This is a genomic window from Acinetobacter sp. neg1 (genome assembly GCF_000788125.1).
In the GTDB taxonomy this organism is placed as follows: domain Bacteria; phylum Pseudomonadota; class Gammaproteobacteria; order Pseudomonadales; family Moraxellaceae; genus Acinetobacter; species Acinetobacter vivianii.
On the sequence record NZ_JSZD01000006.1, the window covers coordinates 729,566 to 748,357 of the forward strand.

Consider the following 18,792-nt stretch of genomic DNA (forward strand, 5'->3'; position numbering starts at 1 on the left):
CTGTACTTATGCAGGTTTAACCTGACGACGGGTATGATCATCCAGACCGCCTTCAATCGCCCATTCTGTAAAGAGTTCCAGACGATGTTCTTCAATGCGTGGTTGCCATTCTTCGGTCAGATAGTCATCGTTGGTGTAATACTCAAACGCACCACCAAGCGGTGAATTGACATACCAGAAGTAAGCTGAAGAAATCGGATGACGTCCTGGACCAATGAAAGTCGACCAGTCAGAACGGTTCATGTGCAATCCACCACCAATCACCTCATGGATATCACGCACCACGAATGCAACGTGATTGAGTCCAGCAGGTTTATTTGGTACTGAAAGCAAGAACAGGTCATGGTGGAAACCTTTACCACGACAGCGTAAGAATGCACCACGATTGCGATAAGCATCCGACAAGAAGAAACCAAGCTTTTCAATATAGAACTGTTCCGTCTTTGCTAAATCAGGTGTGAAAAACACCACATGACCAATCGCAACAGGTTGTCCTTTGTCATATACAGGACTTGCTGCATTGACACGTTGTACATTGCCGTACTGGTTAATGCCTTCTGTTTTTAATGCAGGTAGATCTTGGGTAAAGCTTTTCTGAAAGCGAATCGTCATACCATTCGGATCTAGACACTGCACCATATCCGCAGTCGCCTGATAACCCTCTACATCATTTAGACGAAGTGCTAAATTTGCCAAATCCAGTGCAACATCATCTAGCCCCCAAGTCACTTCACGTAAAGTTGAACCTGACTCAATGGCTTTTGGTAAACGATGATCATCACAATCAAATAAGTAAATCTTGCTACCGTTTTGTGTCTGGTAAAGATCCGTCCCTTCAATATCTGACTGACTTTGCTTGAGACCGAAATCTGCCAAAAATTTATTCGAAGCAGCTCTGTCTTCAACGCCAAACTTTAAAATCTCAATCCCTGTAATCATGAGATTACTCCTTAATTAAAGACAAAACCGCCATTTACTGGAATATTCTGTCCTGTCACAAACGAGGACAAATCTGATAGTAAATAAAGGGCTGTTCCGTTCAAATCCTGTGGTAATTGCTGACGTTGAATCGCACGACCATTCACATATAAATCATGGCGTTCTTGTGGCACATAAGCTGTTGCTTCAACCAGAGTCAATCCCGGTGAAAGCGTATTAATACAGATATTGAATGGCCCAAGTTCTCTCGCCATGGAACGTGTCATTGCGGTTAATGCACCTTTGCTCGCAACATAGGCCATGAGGTTGGGAGCACCCCACAACGCTGTATCCGAAGCCACATTAATGATCTTGCCTGCACTGGACTGTTTGAGATAAGGCACCGCGGCCTTGGTCACTAGCCAAGTCCCTTTCACATTAATGTTCATAACACGATCCCAAAGATCTGCGTCATAATCCATCATGCTTTTACCGCCAACATTGGTTGCAAGTGCGGCACAATTCACTAAACCATCCATTCCGCCCATGCGCTCAGCTGCTTGCTGAACTGCTTGCTGGATCGAGTCTGCATTTGCCAGATCAATACTTACAGCATTGACCTTTAAGCCTTGTGCTTGCAAAGCAGCAGCTTCTTCTTGTACCAGATCAGTCAAGATATCAGCCATGACCACTTGAGCGCCTGCTTCCGCAATCGCTTGTGCAAAGTCTCGACCCAAGCCTCTTGCCGCACCTGTGACAAGGACTTTTTTGTCCTGTAACAATGCGACATTAACCATGAACTTCTTCCTGCATTTCAATACGGTTTGAGGTATTCAATGCTGCAATTTTCTTTAACTGTTTTTCCGCTTCTTTTTTCATTAAACGGCGTAAACGAGAGAGACCAACATCATGCTGATAAAGGAATTCGTGTTGACGGGCATTCGGCGCAAGATTTTCTAAAATAATGCGATCCTGTTCCAATACATCCCAATGCAATTTTTCTAAATGGTTGCGGTAAAGGAAGCGCCAGACATTACGTTGCCAGCCACTGACTTTACGGCAGCGCCAGAAAAATACACGGGTATTGTTGGCATCAATTGGCGTTGCATAACCCACGATCCAGAACTCGCCGCCTGGGCCAAAGTCTTTACGATACGGAATTGAGAGGCGTAACCAGCTTGCACCCGTATTGGCATATTCAACCCAGTCAAAATTTACGCCAATTTGGCCTTCTTTCTCAAAAACAAAACCATTGGGGGTTGAACGGTGTTTCATTTCCGCAGTACGGTCGCCCTCTGCCATTGAGTGTGACGTGCAATGTAAATAACTACCATGCATCGGGTCCATCACATTATCAATCGCATACTGATGATTTACTTTCCAGTCCGCCTGACACAAGAATGAACTCCATTCCTCACTTGCCAGTTGTTCAGGAAAATCTAGCGGCTTAGGCGCTTCATTGGCATCGATACCAAACCACATGAAAATTGCACCATGCTGCTCAATCACAGGATAGCTTTTGACACATGAAGTACCTTTCATTGGACAATCATGTACCGCAGGCACATCTTCCACAACGCCATCATGGCGAACTTCAACACCGTGATACCAGCAAGCTACACGATTGCCCAGATTCCAGCCTAAAGAAAGACGTGCGCCACGATGCGGACAGCGATCTTCCAAAGCATGAACCTGACCTTCTGCGTCACGCCAAACCACGATATTTTCACCTAAACGGGTAATACCGACTGGATTTGCAGCCACTTCCCAGCTTGCTAACACAGGATGCCACTGATCACGTAAACCTAAATCTAAATACTCTTCTACACTTGGAGTAACTGATACTGCTGCGTTCATCACTATTCTTCCTTGAATTAATAACCTAAACGTTGCATTTCTTCTGAGAATTTTTCAGAAGTCCAAAGCTCACCAGATTCACAGCGAAAACCTTGCTGGTTTAAAGACTGGACTAAATCAGTGAGTTCAGTGACGCCTGTAGAAAAGGCTTTGATGAGATGTTGAACAAAATCCTGTTCATAGACAGTTGGCTCTTTATAACGTGTTTGCCAAACCAGCAGCTCTGCCTGTCCTGGTATCTGAATATTGTTAATCCCTGCTTCGGTCGCTGGCGTGGCATGAATCCAGTTCGCTAGCTTCTCATTAAAAGTTTTCATGAGATTCCATCCTTTAAAATAAAACTTATAGTTGAATTTGAACGTCCTGCCCTTCAACACGTACTGGATAGGTGCACAAATCACGGCATCCTGGTCCACTCTTCAACTCACCTGTCTGGATATCAAAGATCGCCTCATGCAATGGGCATTCCACTGTTTGATCTTCGATAAAGCCTTCTGTTAACAAGGCAAAGGCATGTGGGCAAACATTCTCGATGGCAAAGTAATTATCATCGATGAAAAATACGCCAATTTTCTTACCGTCGACTTCAATGGCTTTCGGCTCGTCTTCGGTGATGTCGTCTTGCTGACAAACTGAGATCCAACTCATCCTTGCATCCTCATTTGTTTTATATATAAAACATTATTTGATATAACAAACTTTAGATAAGAATACTCCCATGATGTTTTTTCTGTCAAATTAAATATATTTTTAAAATTCAATAACTTGATTTTTAGAACACATTCTTTTACGTTTTACTAAAAAAATTTTGTTTTATATATAAAAAAATATTTAAACAATCTATTTGCAGTTACAATAGAATCCTAAGAAAACGAAATGTACTGATTTGCGATTTTTTGATAGGAAAATTGAACACATGAATTCAACAATTGAAACAGACTCCCAAGAATCTGATGCGATAAAAAATGAGGAACGCTATTTAGTCCCTGGCTTAGTACGTGGTTTGGCAATCTTGCAAGCGTTTAACCAGCAAACCCAAGAAATGACTATTACTGAAATTGCCGAAGTTCTCGATGTAAACCGTTCCAGTGCTTTCCGTCTGATCTATACGCTGGAGTCTTGTGGCTTTCTACGCAAAGCTTCACAGAAAACGTATGCTTTGGATTCGAAGGTCATGGAGCTTGGTTTTAATAGCTTAGCCAAACAGTCATTATTGGACTTGGCAACACCGCTAATGAAAGAGTTACGCGATCAGACTCAACTTGCCGTGCATCTTTCTATATTAGAAGGCACGCATATTGTCTTTATTAACAATATTCAATCCAATGGCACATTTACCAGTAATATTGGCCTAGGCACACGCTGGCCTGCCCATGCAACCGTGATTGGACAAATGCTGTTAGCGGATCTGACCGAAACAGAAATTAAAGAGCGCTATAAAGGTTTTAATCAATGGGACACTTTTTCAGAGCTAACCCCGACCAATCTTAAAGCACTATTACAACGCCTGAGTTTCGTTAAAACCCAACGCTCTATGGTGAGTTGGGGCCATTACAATCACGACATGGCTGCCTGTGCTGCTCCGATTTATAAACAATCTACCCATAAAATGGCTGCCGTTTTATCCGTGAGTTGCCCACTCGGTAGTTATGATGAACACTATTTTAGAAATGATGTTGCCGAGGCGGTCATTCAAACTGCAGAAAAAATTTCTAAATTTATTTATTAATAATCAAAAGCAGCAATTTTCGCTGCTTTTCTTTTATCAAAAAATCGATAACCTAACTTTTGTGCTTAAACCTCCGTTTTTAATTTACTTTTTAAGCGCTTATCCATTAACTGAAACATTGGTCGGGACAGATTCATCATCCATGTCGGTGTCGTATTTAATAATGCATTGGCAACCAGCCCCGCTTTACTGCTGACCCTATAAGATTTCCCTTTTATGGCTTTTACAATCCATCCCGCTGCGGCCGGCGTATCCAGCATTTTCATATGTTTATAAATGGCTGTTTTCGACGACATTGGCGTTCTGACCATTGGGAAATACACGATACTGACATCAATGCCTTTGTCCTTTAATTCCATCGACAAAGAACGGGAAAAAGATTCAAGCGCAGATTTACTGGCGAGATAGGCCGAGAACAAAGGAATCGGAACTTGCGTCGACATGGTCGAAATATTCACAATATGCCCTGCACCATTTTTCATAAAATGAGGTAATAAATGCAGTGTCATATTCACAGCAGCAAAATAATTAATCTGCATGGTGCGTTCATAATCATGTAAACGATCAAGTGACTCAAGAATAGGACGTCTAATTGAACGTGCAGCGTTATTTACCAATACATCGACCTTGTCATGCGCTGACAATATCTGGGTTACGCAAGCCTCCAGTTGTTCCTGATCGGTAATATCTGCTGGATAGATCGAAACATCTCCACCCTGAGCTTGAATCTTCGCCTGAATGCGCTGTAACTCTTCAGCTCGACGGGCAATAAGACAAACTTTCGCACCTGCTTGAGCGAGTTGAAGTGCGGCTTCTTCACCGATCCCACTTGAAGCACCTGTAATAATAATGGTCTTATTGCTTAAATTCATTGTTTTTCTCCAGCAGTTCAGTATTTAGATCACTACATCGTTGTCATTCAAAAATGTAAGCGCTTTTAATCCTGAATACCAATGAGTTTATTCAATATAAAGAAGAGAGAAAAATTATCCTGTTGTTTTAGCGAGATTAAAATTCATTTAGAAGGATGAATAAGTTTTTAATTTTTTAACGAAGTCTAGAAAATAGATTAATGTAAACAGTTGGATTTTGATGGTGTTTTCATTGTGATATAAGTTTGAGCATAAGTAGCTAAAATGACCATAACGGTGTCAATATACACCCGTTATGACCAAAAAAGCATAATAAATACATGATCTTTGAGTCGGTTAACGCCTGGATATCATAAGGTTAAGATCAGGGTTTAACACTCACATGCACCAAACATATTGTAGACAAAATTGACCGGTGCATCTTCAGGATAGACTTCCGTATCTTTCACCATAAACAAAAGGTTATCAGACAATACAATTAAAGAGCTTCCACTTCGACTTAAGATAACACCCTTGGCTATCTCCTCTTTCACCTTATTAATATAGCTATCAACTTTAATGAAAAATACTTTTCGTCCTGCGGTTATCTCAACTGGATTAATTTTTTTATATAAACCACATTTCCTACACACCCATTTCTTCATTTTGCAATCTCAAAATAAAAGAAAGTATAATAAAAATCATAACTTAATAATTAACACAGAAAGCAATTAAAATTACCAGTATATTCATTTCTGAAAAATCAAGCAAAAACACAAAAATTTAAAAATAAAAACACTATGGGACAAATATCAAAAAAAACTAACATTTAAAAGAATAAAAAATATAATTGAAAAATATAATAAATATGGATTTTAAAAAATGTCTTCCCTAGAAAAAATATCAATAATAGCGCTTATAGGGCATCTCACCAGTTTGACGATAGAAAACTATTCTATTGCAGAAAAGTTCTTTACCAAAGACTTTTGCTATATCGATCAGCAAGAAGATAAATTTATCAATATGATTTATTTTTTCTTAGAAAATATCAACGATAGAGATCACAATTATCAAATTACACAGATGAAGGAAATTTCAGATCAGGTTCACCTTGTACATCTTAAAAATGAGATCTTGATTGAGCCGCAACCTTATCATGACCTACTCAATCCACAGGATACATTTATTCTCATTATAAAAATGATTGAGGCTCAACCTAAGATTTCTTATGTAATCGACCTTAAATATAAGGATTTAAATCCAATTTATTCGGTTCTAAATAAATTCACCTAAATGTGAATAAGAACAAAAAACAACTCAATATAATACTGATAAAAACAATTTAATCACTTTAATAGCAGTTCAAAATAAAACCATCCAAAGTCAAAATCATGCTAAATCAATGTTTGTTTTATTAAAAAGAATATAAGCACCTACCCCTCTCCAAAAGAAATTCTATCAAATATTACAAATTAATTACAGTAAAAATAAAAAATACAGTGAAAAATAAAGCCTTAATTTGGCAAAAATAAACAACAAATTTAAAATAAATTATTATTTATGACTCAATATATATTTCTTAGCCCACTATTTTTTATGCAAATTTATTTTATACTAAATGTTTTTTTTAAAAAATATAGCTTTAGATCTGAGATCCAATCTCTATAAATATCATTTCCGATTACATCCATCCTTTTATCCAACTCAACAATAGAGACGTAAAAAATAAGGCCTCTATCTATAACGATGAGGCCTTATTCTTTGCTGTTATTTAAGTCAATCCAAATGCATCACAACTGCCCTGTTATTTTTCTGCTTACGCGTCACAATCAGTCCACAGATCACAACACCGACCGTGACACTTAAAGATAATGTTGTTTCATAACTATATTGCGGTGAAAAGAACATATAAGCCAGTACACTCAGGATAATAATGATCACAAACCACGTCAGCCAAGGAAATAGCCACATTTTAAATGGGACTTCTGTTCCTGCTTTTTCCAGTTTTGCTCTGAGACGCAATTGTGAGAATGCAATCACCAAATAAACCAGTAATGCAATTGAACCTGTGCTTGAGAGTAACAGTCCAAAGACCTTCCCAGGAAATGCATAGTTGATGATACAGCAGATTAACCCAATAAATGTTGATGAAAAGACAGCCACAGCTGGCACACCAGCATAATTAATCTTGGTGACTTTGCTTGGCGCTTCATGTCTAGTGCCTAAACGGAATAACATACGAGATGATGTATAAATAGCCGCATTCATACAACTCGCAACTGCAATAAACACCACAGCATCAATAATGAGTTTAGTAGCCGGTACATTCAGGCTCATGAGCACATATTGGAAGGTTCCGTATTTTTGCAAATCGGGTGAACGCCAGTCGACCAATGCAACCGCAATAAACATGGAGACCACAAAGAAAAGAATAATGCGGTACAGCACCAGATTGGTGGCACGTCTGATTTTTTGTTGTGGATTCGAAGATTCTGCAGCAGCAATCGAAACGATCTCAACGCCAAAAAATGAAAATGCGGTAATCAGGATCGCCGCTAAAATCCCACCCACACCATGTGGCATAAAACCCGCATTGTTATATAAATTAGCAACCCCACTCACATTTTGTGCTAAAGGCCAAAAACCGGAAATCGCTAATACGCCAATGATAATAAATGCAATGATGGCAACCACTTTGATTAAAGAGAACCAGAACTCGAATTCACCAAAGCTTTTGGTACTGAAAAAGTTGGCCAGACTTAAAAAAACAATAAAACAGAAAGCATAAGTAGAAACTGAAAAATAAGGAAACCATGAATATAAAATTTGAGCGCCAGCAATCGCCTCAACAGGAATCGCCAATACCCAAAACCACCAATATAACCAGCCAATGGTAAATCCCGCCCACGGGCCAATCGCTTTACGCGCATAAGTTGAAAATGAGCCAGTATCGGGTTCGAGTACTGCCATTTCACCCAGCATCCGCATCACCAAAAACACCATGATACTGGTGGTCAGATAAGCAAGAATGACCGCTGGGCCTGCCTTGGCAATCGCTGCCGATGAACCAACAAATAAACCTGCACCAATAACACCGCCGATACTAATCATTGTAATGTGGCGATTTGAAAGTCCTTCGCCTAATTTTTTTGTTTTAACACTATCCATATTTTATTCCTTAAAATAATTTGGGTTTGTTAACTACATGTTTAAATTCCTATTCAAATAAAAAGGGAAAACCAGCGGTTTTCCCTTTGACGCAAAAAATCAGTTTAAAGTTGGCATTGCAAATTGTTTGGCTTCACGGACCTGTGCAGATGGCCAGCGCTGGGTAATGGTTTTACGGCGTGTATAGAAACGGACACCGTCTGGACCATAGGCATGTAAGTCGCCAAATAATGAACGCTTCCAGCCACCAAAGCTGTGATATGCAACCGGAACAGGTAAAGGTACATTAATACCGACCATCCCCACCTGAATATGGCTGCTAAAATAACGCGCTGCTTCGCCATCACGGGTATAAATACACGTCCCATTGCCATATTCATGCTCATTGATCAATTGCATGGCTTCCTGCATGGTATCCACTCGCATCACTTGCAAGACAGGCCCAAAGATTTCCTGTTGATAGCTGGTCATCTTCGGTGTGACCTGATCAATCAAGGTCGGCCCGACAAAGAAACCATTTTCATAACCTGCGGGTTTGGCATCGCGACCATCTACCACAATTTTTGCACCTTGCTGTTCTGCACTTTGAATATAAGCTTGTACCTTATCTTTATGCACTTGCGTGATTAAGGGCCCAAAATCATTATTGCTATCAGCATAATGCCCAAATTTTAATTTCTGCATTTCTTGAGTCAGTTTATCAATCACAATATCTGCGATTTCATCTCCGATTGCGACAGCAACCGAAAGTGCCATACAACGCTCACCTGAAGAACCGAAAGCAGCGCCTAATAATGAAGTCACCACATTATCAATATCTGCATCGGGCATAATAATCGCGTGGTTTTTTGCACCGCCCAATGCCTGACAACGCTTACCTGTCGACGTTGCGGTACGATAAATATATTCAGCGATTGGCGTTGAACCGACAAAACTGATGGCCTGAATTTTTGGATGATGCAATAAAGCATCTACCGCTTCTTTATCACCGTTTACCACGTTAAATACACCATCAGGTAAGCCAGCCTGTTTCAATAATTCAGCCAAGAATAATACGACTGACGGCGCTTTTTCTGAAGGCTTTAATACAAAACAGTTACCACACACCAAGGCCATCGGGAACATCCACAACGCCACCATTGCAGGGAAGTTAAATGGCGTAATTCCAGCGACGACACCTAAAGGTTGAAATTCACTCCACGAGTCAATGTCTGGGCCGACATTTTTCGAATATTCACCTTTGAGTAACTCTGGCGCACCACATGCATATTCAACATTTTCAATCCCACGTTGCAATTCCCCTTTTGCATCATGAGAGATCTTGCCATGCTCTTGTCCAATCAATTCACAGATTTTGTCAGCATTTTCTTCGAGTAACTGTTTGAACTTGAACATCACACGCGCACGCTTGATTACAGGTGTATCACGCCATGCTGGAAACGCCTGCTCTGCCACACGAACCACTTCATTCACTGTCTGACTATCTGCAATTTCAACTGCTTTGCTGATTTCACCCGTCGCAGGATTATAAACAGGCTGTCTTTTGGCAGACTTGGAAACCACCTTTCCATTGATAAAATGTCCAACCACTTGTGTTGCCTGTGCGGCTTGACCATCATTGCTCTGCGTCGTTTCACTTGAAAAATGTTCTAAGTTATTCATCTCTTGTTCCTTGTATGGGATCATTTCTTCCGATTGATTTGGTTTTTAGTTAAAAATTGAATTTATTTGACCTGATAAAGTGCATCGCCAACCGCATTCATCAATCTGGATAATTGTGCTTCGGTGCTATTGAACATTGGGCCAAACTGTAAGGTATCTCCGCCAAAACGGACAAAGAAACCGGCTTTCCAAAGCTTCATTCCAAGTTCAAAACCGCGGATTGTTGCATCGCCATCGCGTGGTGCCAGTTGTACAGCGCCAATCAGTCCACAATTACGAATATCCAGAATGTGTGGTGCGCCTTTTAATTCATGTAGAAGCGTTTCAAAACTAGGCGCCAATGCAGCAGATTGAGCCAATAAGTTCTGTTTTTCCAACACATCCAGTGTCGCTAAAGCTGCTGCACATGCGACTGGATGTGCTGAGTAGGTATAGCCATGCGTAAATTCAACAGCATGTTCAGGTAAGTCTTGCTGCATAAAGGCATCATAGATTTCATGACTTGCTACAACCCCACCCAATGGAATTGCACCATTGGTAATCTGTTTGGCAAAGTTCAAAATATCGGGGGCTACCCCAAAATACTCGGCTGCGGTCCATTTCCCCATACGACCAAAGCCCGTAATCACTTCATCAAAAATCAGCAAGATATCGTGCTGATCACAGATTTCCCGAAGTCGTTTTAAATAGCCCGTTGGTGGCACAATACAACCTGCCGAACCAGAAACAGGTTCAATAATGACAGCCGCGATATTGGATGCATCATGCAATTCGATCAACTTGAGCATCTCATCTGCAAGCTCAATACCACCCGTTTCTGCACAGCCTTTGGTAAAACTTAAATCAGGTTGCAAGGTATGAGGTAAATGATCAACATCCATCAACTGACCAAACATTTTACGGTTACCGCCAATCCCCCCAAGACTGGTTCCTGCCACATTGACCCCATGATAACCTCTCGCACGACCAATCAGCTTGGTTTTGCTGGGTTTACCCTTAATTCGCCAATAGGCACGAGCCATTTTGATCGCGGTATCTGCTGACTCTGAACCCGAGTCAGTAAAGAACACATGCTGCAATTTTTCAGGCATGTGCTGAATGATTTTCTCAGCCAGTTGAAATGACAATGGATGTCCAAACTGAAAGCCTGGAGAATAATCCAGTTTTGATAGCTGATGACTGACCGCTTGCTGGATTTCAGGCAACGTGTGACCTGCACCACAAGTCCATAAGCCAGATAAGGAGTCATATACTTCACGGCCTGTGCTATCCACTAAATACGCACCTTTCGCCCCAACAATGATACGCGGGTCTTTATGAAAGTTACGGTTGGCAGAAAATGGCATCCAGTGTGCTTGATAATTCAGGTTCATCTGAGCACTTGGCTGTGTCGCTTCCAATGCATCATCACGGTCATTTGTTGTGTCGATATCAAACATAATCACTCTTCTTATTTTGTGGTTATATCTGGAGTGTACAGAGCCGAATAGTTTTGATAAATTCAAATTGTCTTGAGTTTAGATATAAAAAAGCAAAACTAAATGAAACCGAAAAAATTAAATCAAGTGACTGATTTTGATATAAAACTTCTCAAAATATTTAAAACGGTTTGCGATTGTCATAGCTTTAGTTCCGCTGAAAGCATTCTCGGGATTAGCCGCTCTGCCATTAGTCTGCATATGAGTGATCTGGAAAATCGCTTGGGCATTCGGCTCTGTCAGCGTGGCCGTGCTGGCTTTGCCCTCACCGATGAAGGACGAGAAATTTTAGAGTATATAGAAGTACTGACTGCTTCTATCGAAGACTTCCGCGCCAAAATCAATCAGATGCACAACCAGCTCAAGGGCGAATTTAATATCGGGATTATTAATAATCTGGTGACCATGCCGAGTCTGTATATCACCAATACGCTGGCACAGCTTGCAGAAGAAAATACCGAAGTCGTGATTAATATCAGTATGAGTACCCTCTCAGATATCGAATGTCGGGTACTGGACAACCGTTTACATGCAGGCGTGATTCCTTTGGTGACGCCATTGTCTGGACTGGATTATTTTCATTTATATGAGGAAAAGTCATTTCTGTATTGTGGCAAAAATCATCCTTTATTTAACCATCTGAATGAGATCAAATCGAAGGATCTCAACAACTGGCAAGCCGTGCTTCCGAATTATGCAATTACTGCTGAAGCATCAAAACTACATCAACTTCTGGATTGTTCGGCCACGGCCAGTGACCGCGAAGGGATTGCTTTTCTGATCCTGACGGGGAAATTTCTCGGTTTTTTACCCGATCACTATGCCAAGAAATGGGTCGAAGATGGCTTTATGCAACCTATTCTTCAAGAAGTCATGTACTACAGTACCCCGATCTGCCTGACGACGCATAAGGGCAAAAATTACAATATGGTTTTGAAAGCATTTATGGACATCTTGAAGCAAAAAATTATACCAGCAGCCCCGTCAATTTCCTGACCCAACTGATGCCCTCCATTGATATTCATCATTACCTTGATGCATGAATATCAATGAAGTATCAACCCGTAATAATCATTTCTCAGATGTATTAAAAATCATAACTCGCCATCATGTTCACACGATTATCAATCCCGTTACGGCCATCAAAAGTTTCACGCTCGCCATAAACATATTCGACGCCGAAGGTAATCGGCTTGTACGGGTTATACATCGCATTAATCCAGCCTTGCCATAATTCTTTATTCTGGGTGATATTGGTTTTCTGGATTTCAGCAAAACTGTTGTCGTCCTTGGCCTTCATATAGCCATAACCTAAAGTTGAGCGAAGCTGGGAATTAAATTGATGGGTGATCCCCGCAGAAATCGTATCGAACTCGTTGCTTTGAATATTATTTTTATCATCAATCACATAGCTATTATTGGCCCAGAGCAGAAAGCGCCCATCCCCTTTGACATGGTAATAATCGGCTTTTAAGAAGGTTTGCGGACTCAATTGATATTTTCCACCCAGTCCGACACCCCATGCCCATTCATTGTCATGACTGGTTTTTTTCTCAGCCATAAACGTTCGGCCTGACAGTAGCGAGCCATTATCAAATTTATGGTTCAGGCGTCCAACCAAGGCTGGCAAACGCATTTCATTGTCTGGATCAGAAGTTGCAGTATATTTTGGATCTTCAATTGCGACAGCAAAACTGGTTTTTGCCGAGAGGTTATCGCTATAACGCAGCATCGGTGAACGTAGCAAGGCACTACCAACAAAAGTGCCCGCATCTACGGTTTCTGGATAATATTCAGGTGCAATAAACGTCGACCAGGTTTGACCAATCAGCCATTGATCAAGGGTAATATAAGCATGACGGATACGAAATTGATCTCGCGTTGTACCGCCGAAGAAATCCATTTCCAGTTTACCACCCACTTCACCCGCGACACTCGGCGTTTTAAAATTGAGTCCAAAACGCGTAACATTGACAGTTGAGTGCAAACGGTCTTTTTGTTGCGCTTCCTCTACTGTATGTTCCAGCGGCACACCACTGATATTGTTATACATGGTCGATGCACCTTTGGCCTGATAAGAAGCATCGGCACGGATATAACCATATAAATTGACCTCTGCACCGCCTTTACTCAGATTCAGCTTAGGTGCTGTTGTCTCTGTCACTTGCGGTGAAGCCGCCACAGTCACTTGAGTAATAGGTTGTACCGGTGCTTTCTGCTGCACATATTGCTGCAACATCGTTCTTAACTCTTGCACTTCCTGTCGGAGTTGCGCAATTTCGGCCTGATCCGTTGCTGCATAAACAGGTGATATCACCATTGCAACAGACACTGCCAATAGGCTTTTTTGTACCGTTAAAATAAATTTATCCATTTAAATCAATTTCCTTGTTCGCAGATCTCAAATACCTTTTAAGATCATTCTTTATTTGTGTTTTTTCCTTTGCCTGAATCGCAATTTCACAGCACATTTTTTATTTTAAAAAATCAAAACCATTTGATTTATTTTGTTTTACCTCCTCTGTTTCAGTCCTTTTTTAGGTCTTTCTATTATTTTAAAATGACAAAACCAAGCAAAAGCAAAATGCTCTCAACACGACAATAGCAACTGATCAGCTTAATTTTTCTGTGCAAGCAAGCCTTGATAGGTCAAGGTCTGGCTAAAAACATGGACATTGCCAAGACCTGCATGATCGAGCAGTTGCTGATAATCCTGTAAACAGACCGTGAAGAAGTCCTGACTCAAACGATCCATCATTGCTTGGCTTTGTACTTCACTCAGTCCAGCAGCCTGACATAACAACGGCAAGGCTTTCATTTGCAGAGAATCTTCACAACGCATCAAATCATAGGTCATTAAAATTCCATCTTTTTTTAAGCGTTTTGCAATCTCAGAAAAGAAAGTAGGCTTGGACGCATGCGGAATAAAATGAGCAACGAGAATACAAAGTGCAGCGTCAAACACTGGCAGTTCGGATAAACAATTTGTCTCTCCATGTACAAAGGTAACGCGTGCTTGCTGCCCCATCGCCTGAATCTGCGCTTGTGACTTTTGCAGCATTGTCAAAGAAGGATCAACAGCCGTGAAAGTCCAGTCAGGATGCCTTTGTAATAAATATTCAAGCTCATAGCCTGTGCCACAGCCAACAATCAGAATATGCGCATCATTGCTCAAATTTGCCTGTAAAATGGCATCGACTTGCTGATGCATCAATTCATAAGCTGGAATCAGTTGACGGATATGATCGTCATAGCGCTCCACCACTTTCTGGCTGTTAAAATCTTTGGCCATTTTATCCCCTGTTTTTAATCGCGTCACACTCAGCAATAGAGAAAATCTTGAATGATCTAAGCACCCCAATTTTAGTCAAAGACTTCGGCTGTCAGGTTTAACTCCGCACGCATGATTTCCTGTAATTTAAACTTTTGCGCTTTGCCTGAAGCGGTCATTGGGAACTCAGCGAAGAATTTGACATAGCGTGGCACTTTATTATGTGAAATATGTTCTTTACAGAAGTGACGTATCGCATCTTCATCGCATTGATGATGTTCATGCAAAATAATACAGGCACAGAGTTCCTCACCATAACGGCTGTCTGGTAAACCAATTACCTGAACATCAGAAATATCTGGATGGGTATATAAGAAATCTTCGATTTCCTTCGGAAACAGGTTTTCACCGCCACGAATCACCACATCTTTAATGCGGCCTTTAATTTTGATAAAGCCATCTTGATCCATTTCGGCAATATCGCCGGTATGCATCCAGCCTGCTGCGTCGATGACCTCTTTGGTTTTTTCAGGTTCATCCCAATAACCAGCCATCACCGAATAGCCACGTACACAAAGTTCACCCAATACACCTTGCGGAACGATGTCACCCTCTAGATCGACAATTTTAACTTCTAAATGCGGATGGACATGCCCAACGGTACTCACGCGTTTATCAATCGAATCGTGGATATAACTTTGTACACTGACTGGTGAAGTTTCAGTCATGCCATAACAGATGGTGATTTCAGACATATGCATACGGTCGATGACACGCTGCATGATTTCACGAGGACATGGACTACCTGCCATGATGCCTGTACGTAAGCTGGATAAATCGAATTCAGCAAATTGCTCATGCTCTAACATGGCAATAAACATGGTCGGAACACCATAAGACGCAGTACATTTTTCCTGATGTATGGTTTTTAAAGACTCAAGCGGATTAAAGACGGCGGCTGGATAAACCATGGTTGCACCATGTGTAATACAGGCCAGATTGCCCATCACCATGCCGAAGCAATGAAATAATGGCACAGAAATACAGACCCGATCTTTTGACGTTAAACCAATACCTTCACCAACAAAATAACCATTATTGAGAATATTATGATGGGTCAGCATGGTTCCTTTCGGATTACCTGTGGTGCCAGAAGTAAATTGAATATTAATGGTTTCATCAAACTGCAAATGCTTGGCTAAAGCATGCAACTGATCTAATTGCTGTTGTGTCGGTTGTCCGACTAGATCTCTAAAACGGTGAATACCAGTATGCTGCTGCTCATCAATTTTAATGACATATTTTAAATGCGGTAACCGCGCTGAATTGAGTACCTTATCCGTACTCGAAGCCAGTTCAGGTGCAATCTTGCTTAGTAGTTCCTGATAATCTGTGGTCTTGAATTGTGCTGCAATTACCAACCCTTTACAGGCAACCTTGTTCAGCACATATTCCAGTTCATGACTTTTATAAGCCGTGTTCAGATTGACCAGAATAATACCTGTTTTTGAGGCTGCAAACTGGGTCACAGTCCATTCCACACAGTTTGGAGACCAGATGGCTAAGCGATCCCCTTTTTTTAATCCTAGTTTCAACAAGCTACACGCAAAGGCATTCACCTCATCCTGCAATGCCTTATAGGTCAATCGTCTATTCTGATGCGCACTGACAATAGCCTCCTGTTCAGCATATTGCACACAGGCCTGATCAAATTTTTCTCCAATCGTCATCCCCAACAGAGGCTGCGAACTTGTTCCAGAGGCATAGCTTAACCGTTGTTGTTGCATTGAATCACTCTCCTTGATTCTTTGTAATTCTGTTCTTCAGTCATTTAATTATTGTGAGTACGACTACTTTTCCAACATCCTGTTGTGCAATTTTAATGATTGTGTTTGCCTTATTTCTTCTGCACTGCATCCACACAAAAGTCAGCAATCTGTTTGGAAAAATAGTTTTTATGCTGCTGATCAAACTTGGTATTTTGCGCTGGATCTAAGGGTTCAACCACCACATAAGTCATGGCACCCACCACACACAATGCTGCGGTATTGAGATCATCCAGAACAAATTCACCACTCGCATTTCCATCTGCAAGGATTTTCTTAATACTTTGTTTAATCAACTGTTTCACACGAAAACGCTCATGTTCAACTGTTGAATCAACCGGTTCAAACATGAGTGAATATGCAAGCTGAGGACTATTCAGCGCCCGTTTTACAAAGGTGGTTACTGCTTTATGTAATTTCTGTTTTGCCGATAAATTACTTTCAGTAATTGAATCAATCACCAATAGTTCGGTGTTAATGGCCTCGGACAAAACCTCAATCAGTACCTGACTTTTATTATCAAAATAGCGATAGACCAGACCACTTGAAACGCCTGCTTGCTCTGCAATGGTTTGTATTTGTGCGTCTTTAAACCCTCCCTCCGAGATTAATTTTCTGGCTGAACTCAAAATCGCTTTGCGATTTTGTTCCATCCTCTCCTGCATCAAAGATGATCGTTTATAGCTCATGAATTTTATTCTCTACCAAATAAAATGAATTGTAAATCATTTTATGAATCACTATTCACTTTTTCAAAAAATCATTGTATGGTACTTCTTAAGCACATACAACAACGCTTTTTGGAACAACAAATATAACCAATGGGATGACAACACAATGAACCTACGTAGCTTGAATTTTGGTCTGGATGAAACGTTAATTGCACTACAAGATTCAGTTGCTGCATTTTGTGCAAAGGAGATTGCACCAATTGCTCAACAAGTTGATCAGGACAATCTATTCCCCGCGCATCTCTGGAAAAAATTTGGTGATATGGGCCTGCTCGGTCTTACCGTTTCTGAAGAATACGGCGGCACCAATTTAGGCTATCTGGCACATATCATCGTGCTACAGGAAATTTCACGTGCATCGGCATCTATCGGACTTTCTTATGGCGCGCACTCTAACTTGTGTATCAACCAGATTAACCGCAACGGTAGCCAACAGCAGAAGCAGAAGTATTTACCAAAACTGATTTCAGGTGACTTTGTCGGTGCTTTGGCGATGTCGGAACCGAATGCAGGATCGGATGTGGTGAGTATGAAACTGCGTGCTGAACAAAAAGGTGATCATTTTATTCTCAATGGTTCGAAAATGTGGATCACCAATGGCGGTGATGCGGATGTATTGGTGGTTTATGCTAAAACAGATCCGCAAGCGGGTGCCAAAGGTATGACCGCCTTCCTGATTGAAAAAGATATGAAAGGCTTTAGTCATGGCAGCCATTTAGACAAACTCGGTATGCGTGGTTCAAATACTTATCCGCTATTTTTTGACAATGTCGAAGTGCCTGCCGAAAACGTGTTGGGCGGTGTCGGTAATGGTGCCAAAGTGCTGATGAGTGGTCTGGATTATGAGCGTGCGGTGCTCAGCGCTGGCCCACTCGGGATTATGGATGCTTGTCTCGATGTGGTTATTCCTTACCTACATGAACGTGAGCAATTCGGTCAGGCTTTAGGTGAATTCCAATTGATGCAAGGCAAACTTGCCGATATGTATTCAACCTGGTTGGCATGTAAAGCCCTCGTCTATGCCGTGGGTGCTGCCTGTGACAAAGCTGATCACAACCGTAGTCTACGTAAAGATGCGGCCAGTGCCATTTTACATGCTGCTGAAAAAGCCACGTGGATGGCGGGTGAAACCATTCAAACCTTAGGCGGCAATGGTTATATCAATGAATACGCTGCGGGCCGTTTATGGCGTGATGCCAAACTTTATGAAATTGGTGCAGGAACCTCTGAAATTCGCCGCATGCTGATTGGCCGCGAACTGTTCAATGAAACCAAATAATAATCATAAATAAGGACGCAGT

18 protein-coding genes are annotated in these 18,792 nt (G+C 41.2%); 4 read left to right on the forward strand and 14 right to left on the reverse strand.

All coding sequences use genetic code 11. The features are described from left to right. Positions 1 to 6 precede the first annotated feature (6 nt). The 5 genes from PJ15_RS04400 to PJ15_RS04420 are packed head-to-tail and all read right to left on the reverse strand — an operon-like array spanning position 7 to position 3,423. Positions 7 to 939 (reverse strand): VOC family protein, encoded by a 933-nt coding sequence (locus tag PJ15_RS04400; RefSeq protein WP_047428359.1) that lies wholly within the window; start codon positions 937 to 939, stop codon positions 7 to 9. Between the two features lie 11 nt (positions 940 to 950). Then, entirely contained in the window at positions 951 to 1,715 is a 765-nt protein-coding gene (locus tag PJ15_RS04405) for an SDR family oxidoreductase (protein ID WP_047428362.1), read from the reverse strand. Then, positions 1,708 to 2,775: an aromatic ring-hydroxylating oxygenase subunit alpha gene (locus PJ15_RS04410; protein WP_004772872.1), complete on the reverse strand. Its 1,068-nt coding sequence runs from the start codon at positions 2,773 to 2,775 to the stop codon at positions 1,708 to 1,710. The genes PJ15_RS04405 and PJ15_RS04410 overlap by 8 nt, the downstream gene beginning before the upstream one ends. Positions 2,776 to 2,792: 17 nt before the next feature. After that, the gene (locus tag PJ15_RS04415) at positions 2,793 to 3,092 is read right to left on the reverse strand and encodes a recombinase-like helix-turn-helix domain-containing protein (RefSeq protein WP_004772875.1); all 300 of its coding nucleotides are present in this window, start codon (positions 3,090 to 3,092) and stop codon (positions 2,793 to 2,795) included. A gap of 25 nt (positions 3,093 to 3,117) precedes the next feature. Next, positions 3,118 to 3,423, reverse strand: a complete 306-nt coding sequence (locus tag PJ15_RS04420; protein ID WP_004772876.1) for a non-heme iron oxygenase ferredoxin subunit — start codon at positions 3,421 to 3,423, stop codon at positions 3,118 to 3,120. Positions 3,424 to 3,691: 268 nt separating this feature from the next. Between PJ15_RS04420 and PJ15_RS04425 the strand changes: the two genes are divergently transcribed. Continuing rightward, positions 3,692 to 4,504, forward strand: coding sequence for an IclR family transcriptional regulator (locus PJ15_RS04425; protein ID WP_004772879.1), 813 nt, complete (start codon positions 3,692 to 3,694; stop codon positions 4,502 to 4,504). A gap of 65 nt (positions 4,505 to 4,569) precedes the next feature. Here the strand turns inward: PJ15_RS04425 and PJ15_RS04430 are convergent, their stop codons facing one another. Next, positions 4,570 to 5,376, reverse strand: a complete 807-nt coding sequence (locus PJ15_RS04430) for an SDR family NAD(P)-dependent oxidoreductase (RefSeq protein ID WP_047428365.1) — start codon at positions 5,374 to 5,376, stop codon at positions 4,570 to 4,572. A 371-nt stretch (positions 5,377 to 5,747) separates the two neighbouring features. Further along, a complete protein-coding gene (locus PJ15_RS04435; protein ID WP_004772882.1) occupies positions 5,748 to 6,020 on the reverse strand; it encodes a hypothetical protein in 273 nt (90 codons plus the stop codon). 217 nt (positions 6,021 to 6,237) lie between these two features. Here PJ15_RS04435 and PJ15_RS04440 point away from each other — a divergent pair, with 217 nt between their 5' ends. Continuing rightward, positions 6,238 to 6,648 (forward strand): hypothetical protein, encoded by a 411-nt coding sequence (locus PJ15_RS04440; protein WP_004772884.1) that lies wholly within the window; start codon positions 6,238 to 6,240, stop codon positions 6,646 to 6,648. A gap of 483 nt (positions 6,649 to 7,131) precedes the next feature. Here the strand turns inward: PJ15_RS04440 and PJ15_RS04445 are convergent, their stop codons facing one another. The 3 genes from PJ15_RS04445 to PJ15_RS04455 all read right to left on the reverse strand — a co-directional run bounded on the left by PJ15_RS04445 (position 7,132) and on the right by PJ15_RS04455 (position 11,630). Next, positions 7,132 to 8,523 (reverse strand): amino acid permease, encoded by a 1,392-nt coding sequence (locus tag PJ15_RS04445; RefSeq protein WP_047428368.1) that lies wholly within the window; start codon positions 8,521 to 8,523, stop codon positions 7,132 to 7,134. A 99-nt stretch (positions 8,524 to 8,622) separates the two neighbouring features. Further along, on the reverse strand, positions 8,623 to 10,185 hold the full coding sequence (locus PJ15_RS04450; RefSeq protein WP_047428371.1) for a CoA-acylating methylmalonate-semialdehyde dehydrogenase: 1,563 nt from the start codon (positions 10,183 to 10,185) through the stop codon (positions 8,623 to 8,625). A 62-nt stretch (positions 10,186 to 10,247) separates the two neighbouring features. Continuing rightward, the gene (locus PJ15_RS04455; RefSeq protein ID WP_171248559.1) at positions 10,248 to 11,630 is read right to left on the reverse strand and encodes an aspartate aminotransferase family protein; all 1,383 of its coding nucleotides are present in this window, start codon (positions 11,628 to 11,630) and stop codon (positions 10,248 to 10,250) included. A gap of 96 nt (positions 11,631 to 11,726) precedes the next feature. Between PJ15_RS04455 and PJ15_RS04460 the strand changes: the two genes are divergently transcribed. Further along, positions 11,727 to 12,659, forward strand: a complete 933-nt coding sequence (locus tag PJ15_RS04460) for a LysR family transcriptional regulator (protein ID WP_047428376.1) — start codon at positions 11,727 to 11,729, stop codon at positions 12,657 to 12,659. A gap of 91 nt (positions 12,660 to 12,750) precedes the next feature. Here PJ15_RS04460 and PJ15_RS04465 read toward each other — a convergent pair whose 3' ends face one another. The 4 genes from PJ15_RS04465 to PJ15_RS04480 all read right to left on the reverse strand — a co-directional run bounded on the left by PJ15_RS04465 (position 12,751) and on the right by PJ15_RS04480 (position 17,449). Then, the gene (locus PJ15_RS04465; protein ID WP_047428379.1) at positions 12,751 to 14,037 is read right to left on the reverse strand and encodes a DcaP family trimeric outer membrane transporter; all 1,287 of its coding nucleotides are present in this window, start codon (positions 14,035 to 14,037) and stop codon (positions 12,751 to 12,753) included. A 243-nt stretch (positions 14,038 to 14,280) separates the two neighbouring features. Next, on the reverse strand, positions 14,281 to 14,955 hold the full coding sequence (locus PJ15_RS04470) for a class I SAM-dependent methyltransferase (protein ID WP_047428382.1): 675 nt from the start codon (positions 14,953 to 14,955) through the stop codon (positions 14,281 to 14,283). A gap of 71 nt (positions 14,956 to 15,026) precedes the next feature. Next, positions 15,027 to 16,721 (reverse strand): AMP-binding protein, encoded by a 1,695-nt coding sequence (locus PJ15_RS04475; protein WP_047428385.1) that lies wholly within the window; start codon positions 16,719 to 16,721, stop codon positions 15,027 to 15,029. A gap of 110 nt (positions 16,722 to 16,831) precedes the next feature. Further along, positions 16,832 to 17,449, reverse strand: a complete 618-nt coding sequence (locus tag PJ15_RS04480; RefSeq protein ID WP_004772899.1) for a TetR/AcrR family transcriptional regulator — start codon at positions 17,447 to 17,449, stop codon at positions 16,832 to 16,834. 148 nt (positions 17,450 to 17,597) lie between these two features. On the opposite strand from PJ15_RS04480, the gene PJ15_RS04485 reads away from it, so the two are divergent. Then, positions 17,598 to 18,770 carry an isovaleryl-CoA dehydrogenase gene (locus tag PJ15_RS04485; RefSeq protein ID WP_047428388.1) on the forward strand — a complete coding sequence of 391 codons (1,173 nt, stop codon included), beginning with the start codon at positions 17,598 to 17,600 and terminating at the stop codon, positions 18,768 to 18,770. Positions 18,771 to 18,792 lie beyond the last annotated feature (22 nt).

Excerpts from the sequence above, each read along its gene's own strand:
- PJ15_RS04450 (WP_047428371.1), bottom strand. The coding sequence starts at position 10,185 with ATGAATAACTTAGAACATTTTTCAAGTGAAACGACGCAGAGCAATGAT.
- PJ15_RS04440 (WP_004772884.1), top strand. The coding sequence starts at position 6,238 with ATGTCTTCCCTAGAAAAAATATCAATAATAGCGCTTATAGGGCATCTC.
- PJ15_RS04470 (WP_047428382.1), bottom strand. The coding sequence starts at position 14,955 with ATGGCCAAAGATTTTAACAGCCAGAAAGTGGTGGAGCGCTATGACGAT.
- PJ15_RS04430 (WP_047428365.1), bottom strand. The coding sequence starts at position 5,376 with ATGAATTTAAGCAATAAGACCATTATTATTACAGGTGCTTCAAGTGGG.
- PJ15_RS04410 (WP_004772872.1), bottom strand. The coding sequence starts at position 2,775 with ATGAACGCAGCAGTATCAGTTACTCCAAGTGTAGAAGAGTATTTAGAT.
- PJ15_RS04465 (WP_047428379.1), bottom strand. The coding sequence starts at position 14,037 with ATGGATAAATTTATTTTAACGGTACAAAAAAGCCTATTGGCAGTGTCT.
- PJ15_RS04400 (WP_047428359.1), bottom strand. The coding sequence starts at position 939 with ATGATTACAGGGATTGAGATTTTAAAGTTTGGCGTTGAAGACAGAGCT.
- PJ15_RS04445 (WP_047428368.1), bottom strand. The coding sequence starts at position 8,523 with ATGGATAGTGTTAAAACAAAAAAATTAGGCGAAGGACTTTCAAATCGC.
- PJ15_RS04475 (WP_047428385.1), bottom strand. The coding sequence starts at position 16,721 with ATGCAACAACAACGGTTAAGCTATGCCTCTGGAACAAGTTCGCAGCCT.
- PJ15_RS04405 (WP_047428362.1), bottom strand. The coding sequence starts at position 1,715 with ATGGTTAATGTCGCATTGTTACAGGACAAAAAAGTCCTTGTCACAGGT.
- PJ15_RS04480 (WP_004772899.1), bottom strand. The coding sequence starts at position 17,449 with ATGAGCTATAAACGATCATCTTTGATGCAGGAGAGGATGGAACAAAAT.
- PJ15_RS04425 (WP_004772879.1), top strand. The coding sequence starts at position 3,692 with ATGAATTCAACAATTGAAACAGACTCCCAAGAATCTGATGCGATAAAA.
- PJ15_RS04485 (WP_047428388.1), top strand. The coding sequence starts at position 17,598 with ATGAACCTACGTAGCTTGAATTTTGGTCTGGATGAAACGTTAATTGCA.
- PJ15_RS04435 (WP_004772882.1), bottom strand. The coding sequence starts at position 6,020 with ATGAAGAAATGGGTGTGTAGGAAATGTGGTTTATATAAAAAAATTAAT.
- PJ15_RS04460 (WP_047428376.1), top strand. The coding sequence starts at position 11,727 with ATGAAACCGAAAAAATTAAATCAAGTGACTGATTTTGATATAAAACTT.
- PJ15_RS04415 (WP_004772875.1), bottom strand. The coding sequence starts at position 3,092 with ATGAAAACTTTTAATGAGAAGCTAGCGAACTGGATTCATGCCACGCCA.
- PJ15_RS04420 (WP_004772876.1), bottom strand. The coding sequence starts at position 3,423 with ATGAGTTGGATCTCAGTTTGTCAGCAAGACGACATCACCGAAGACGAG.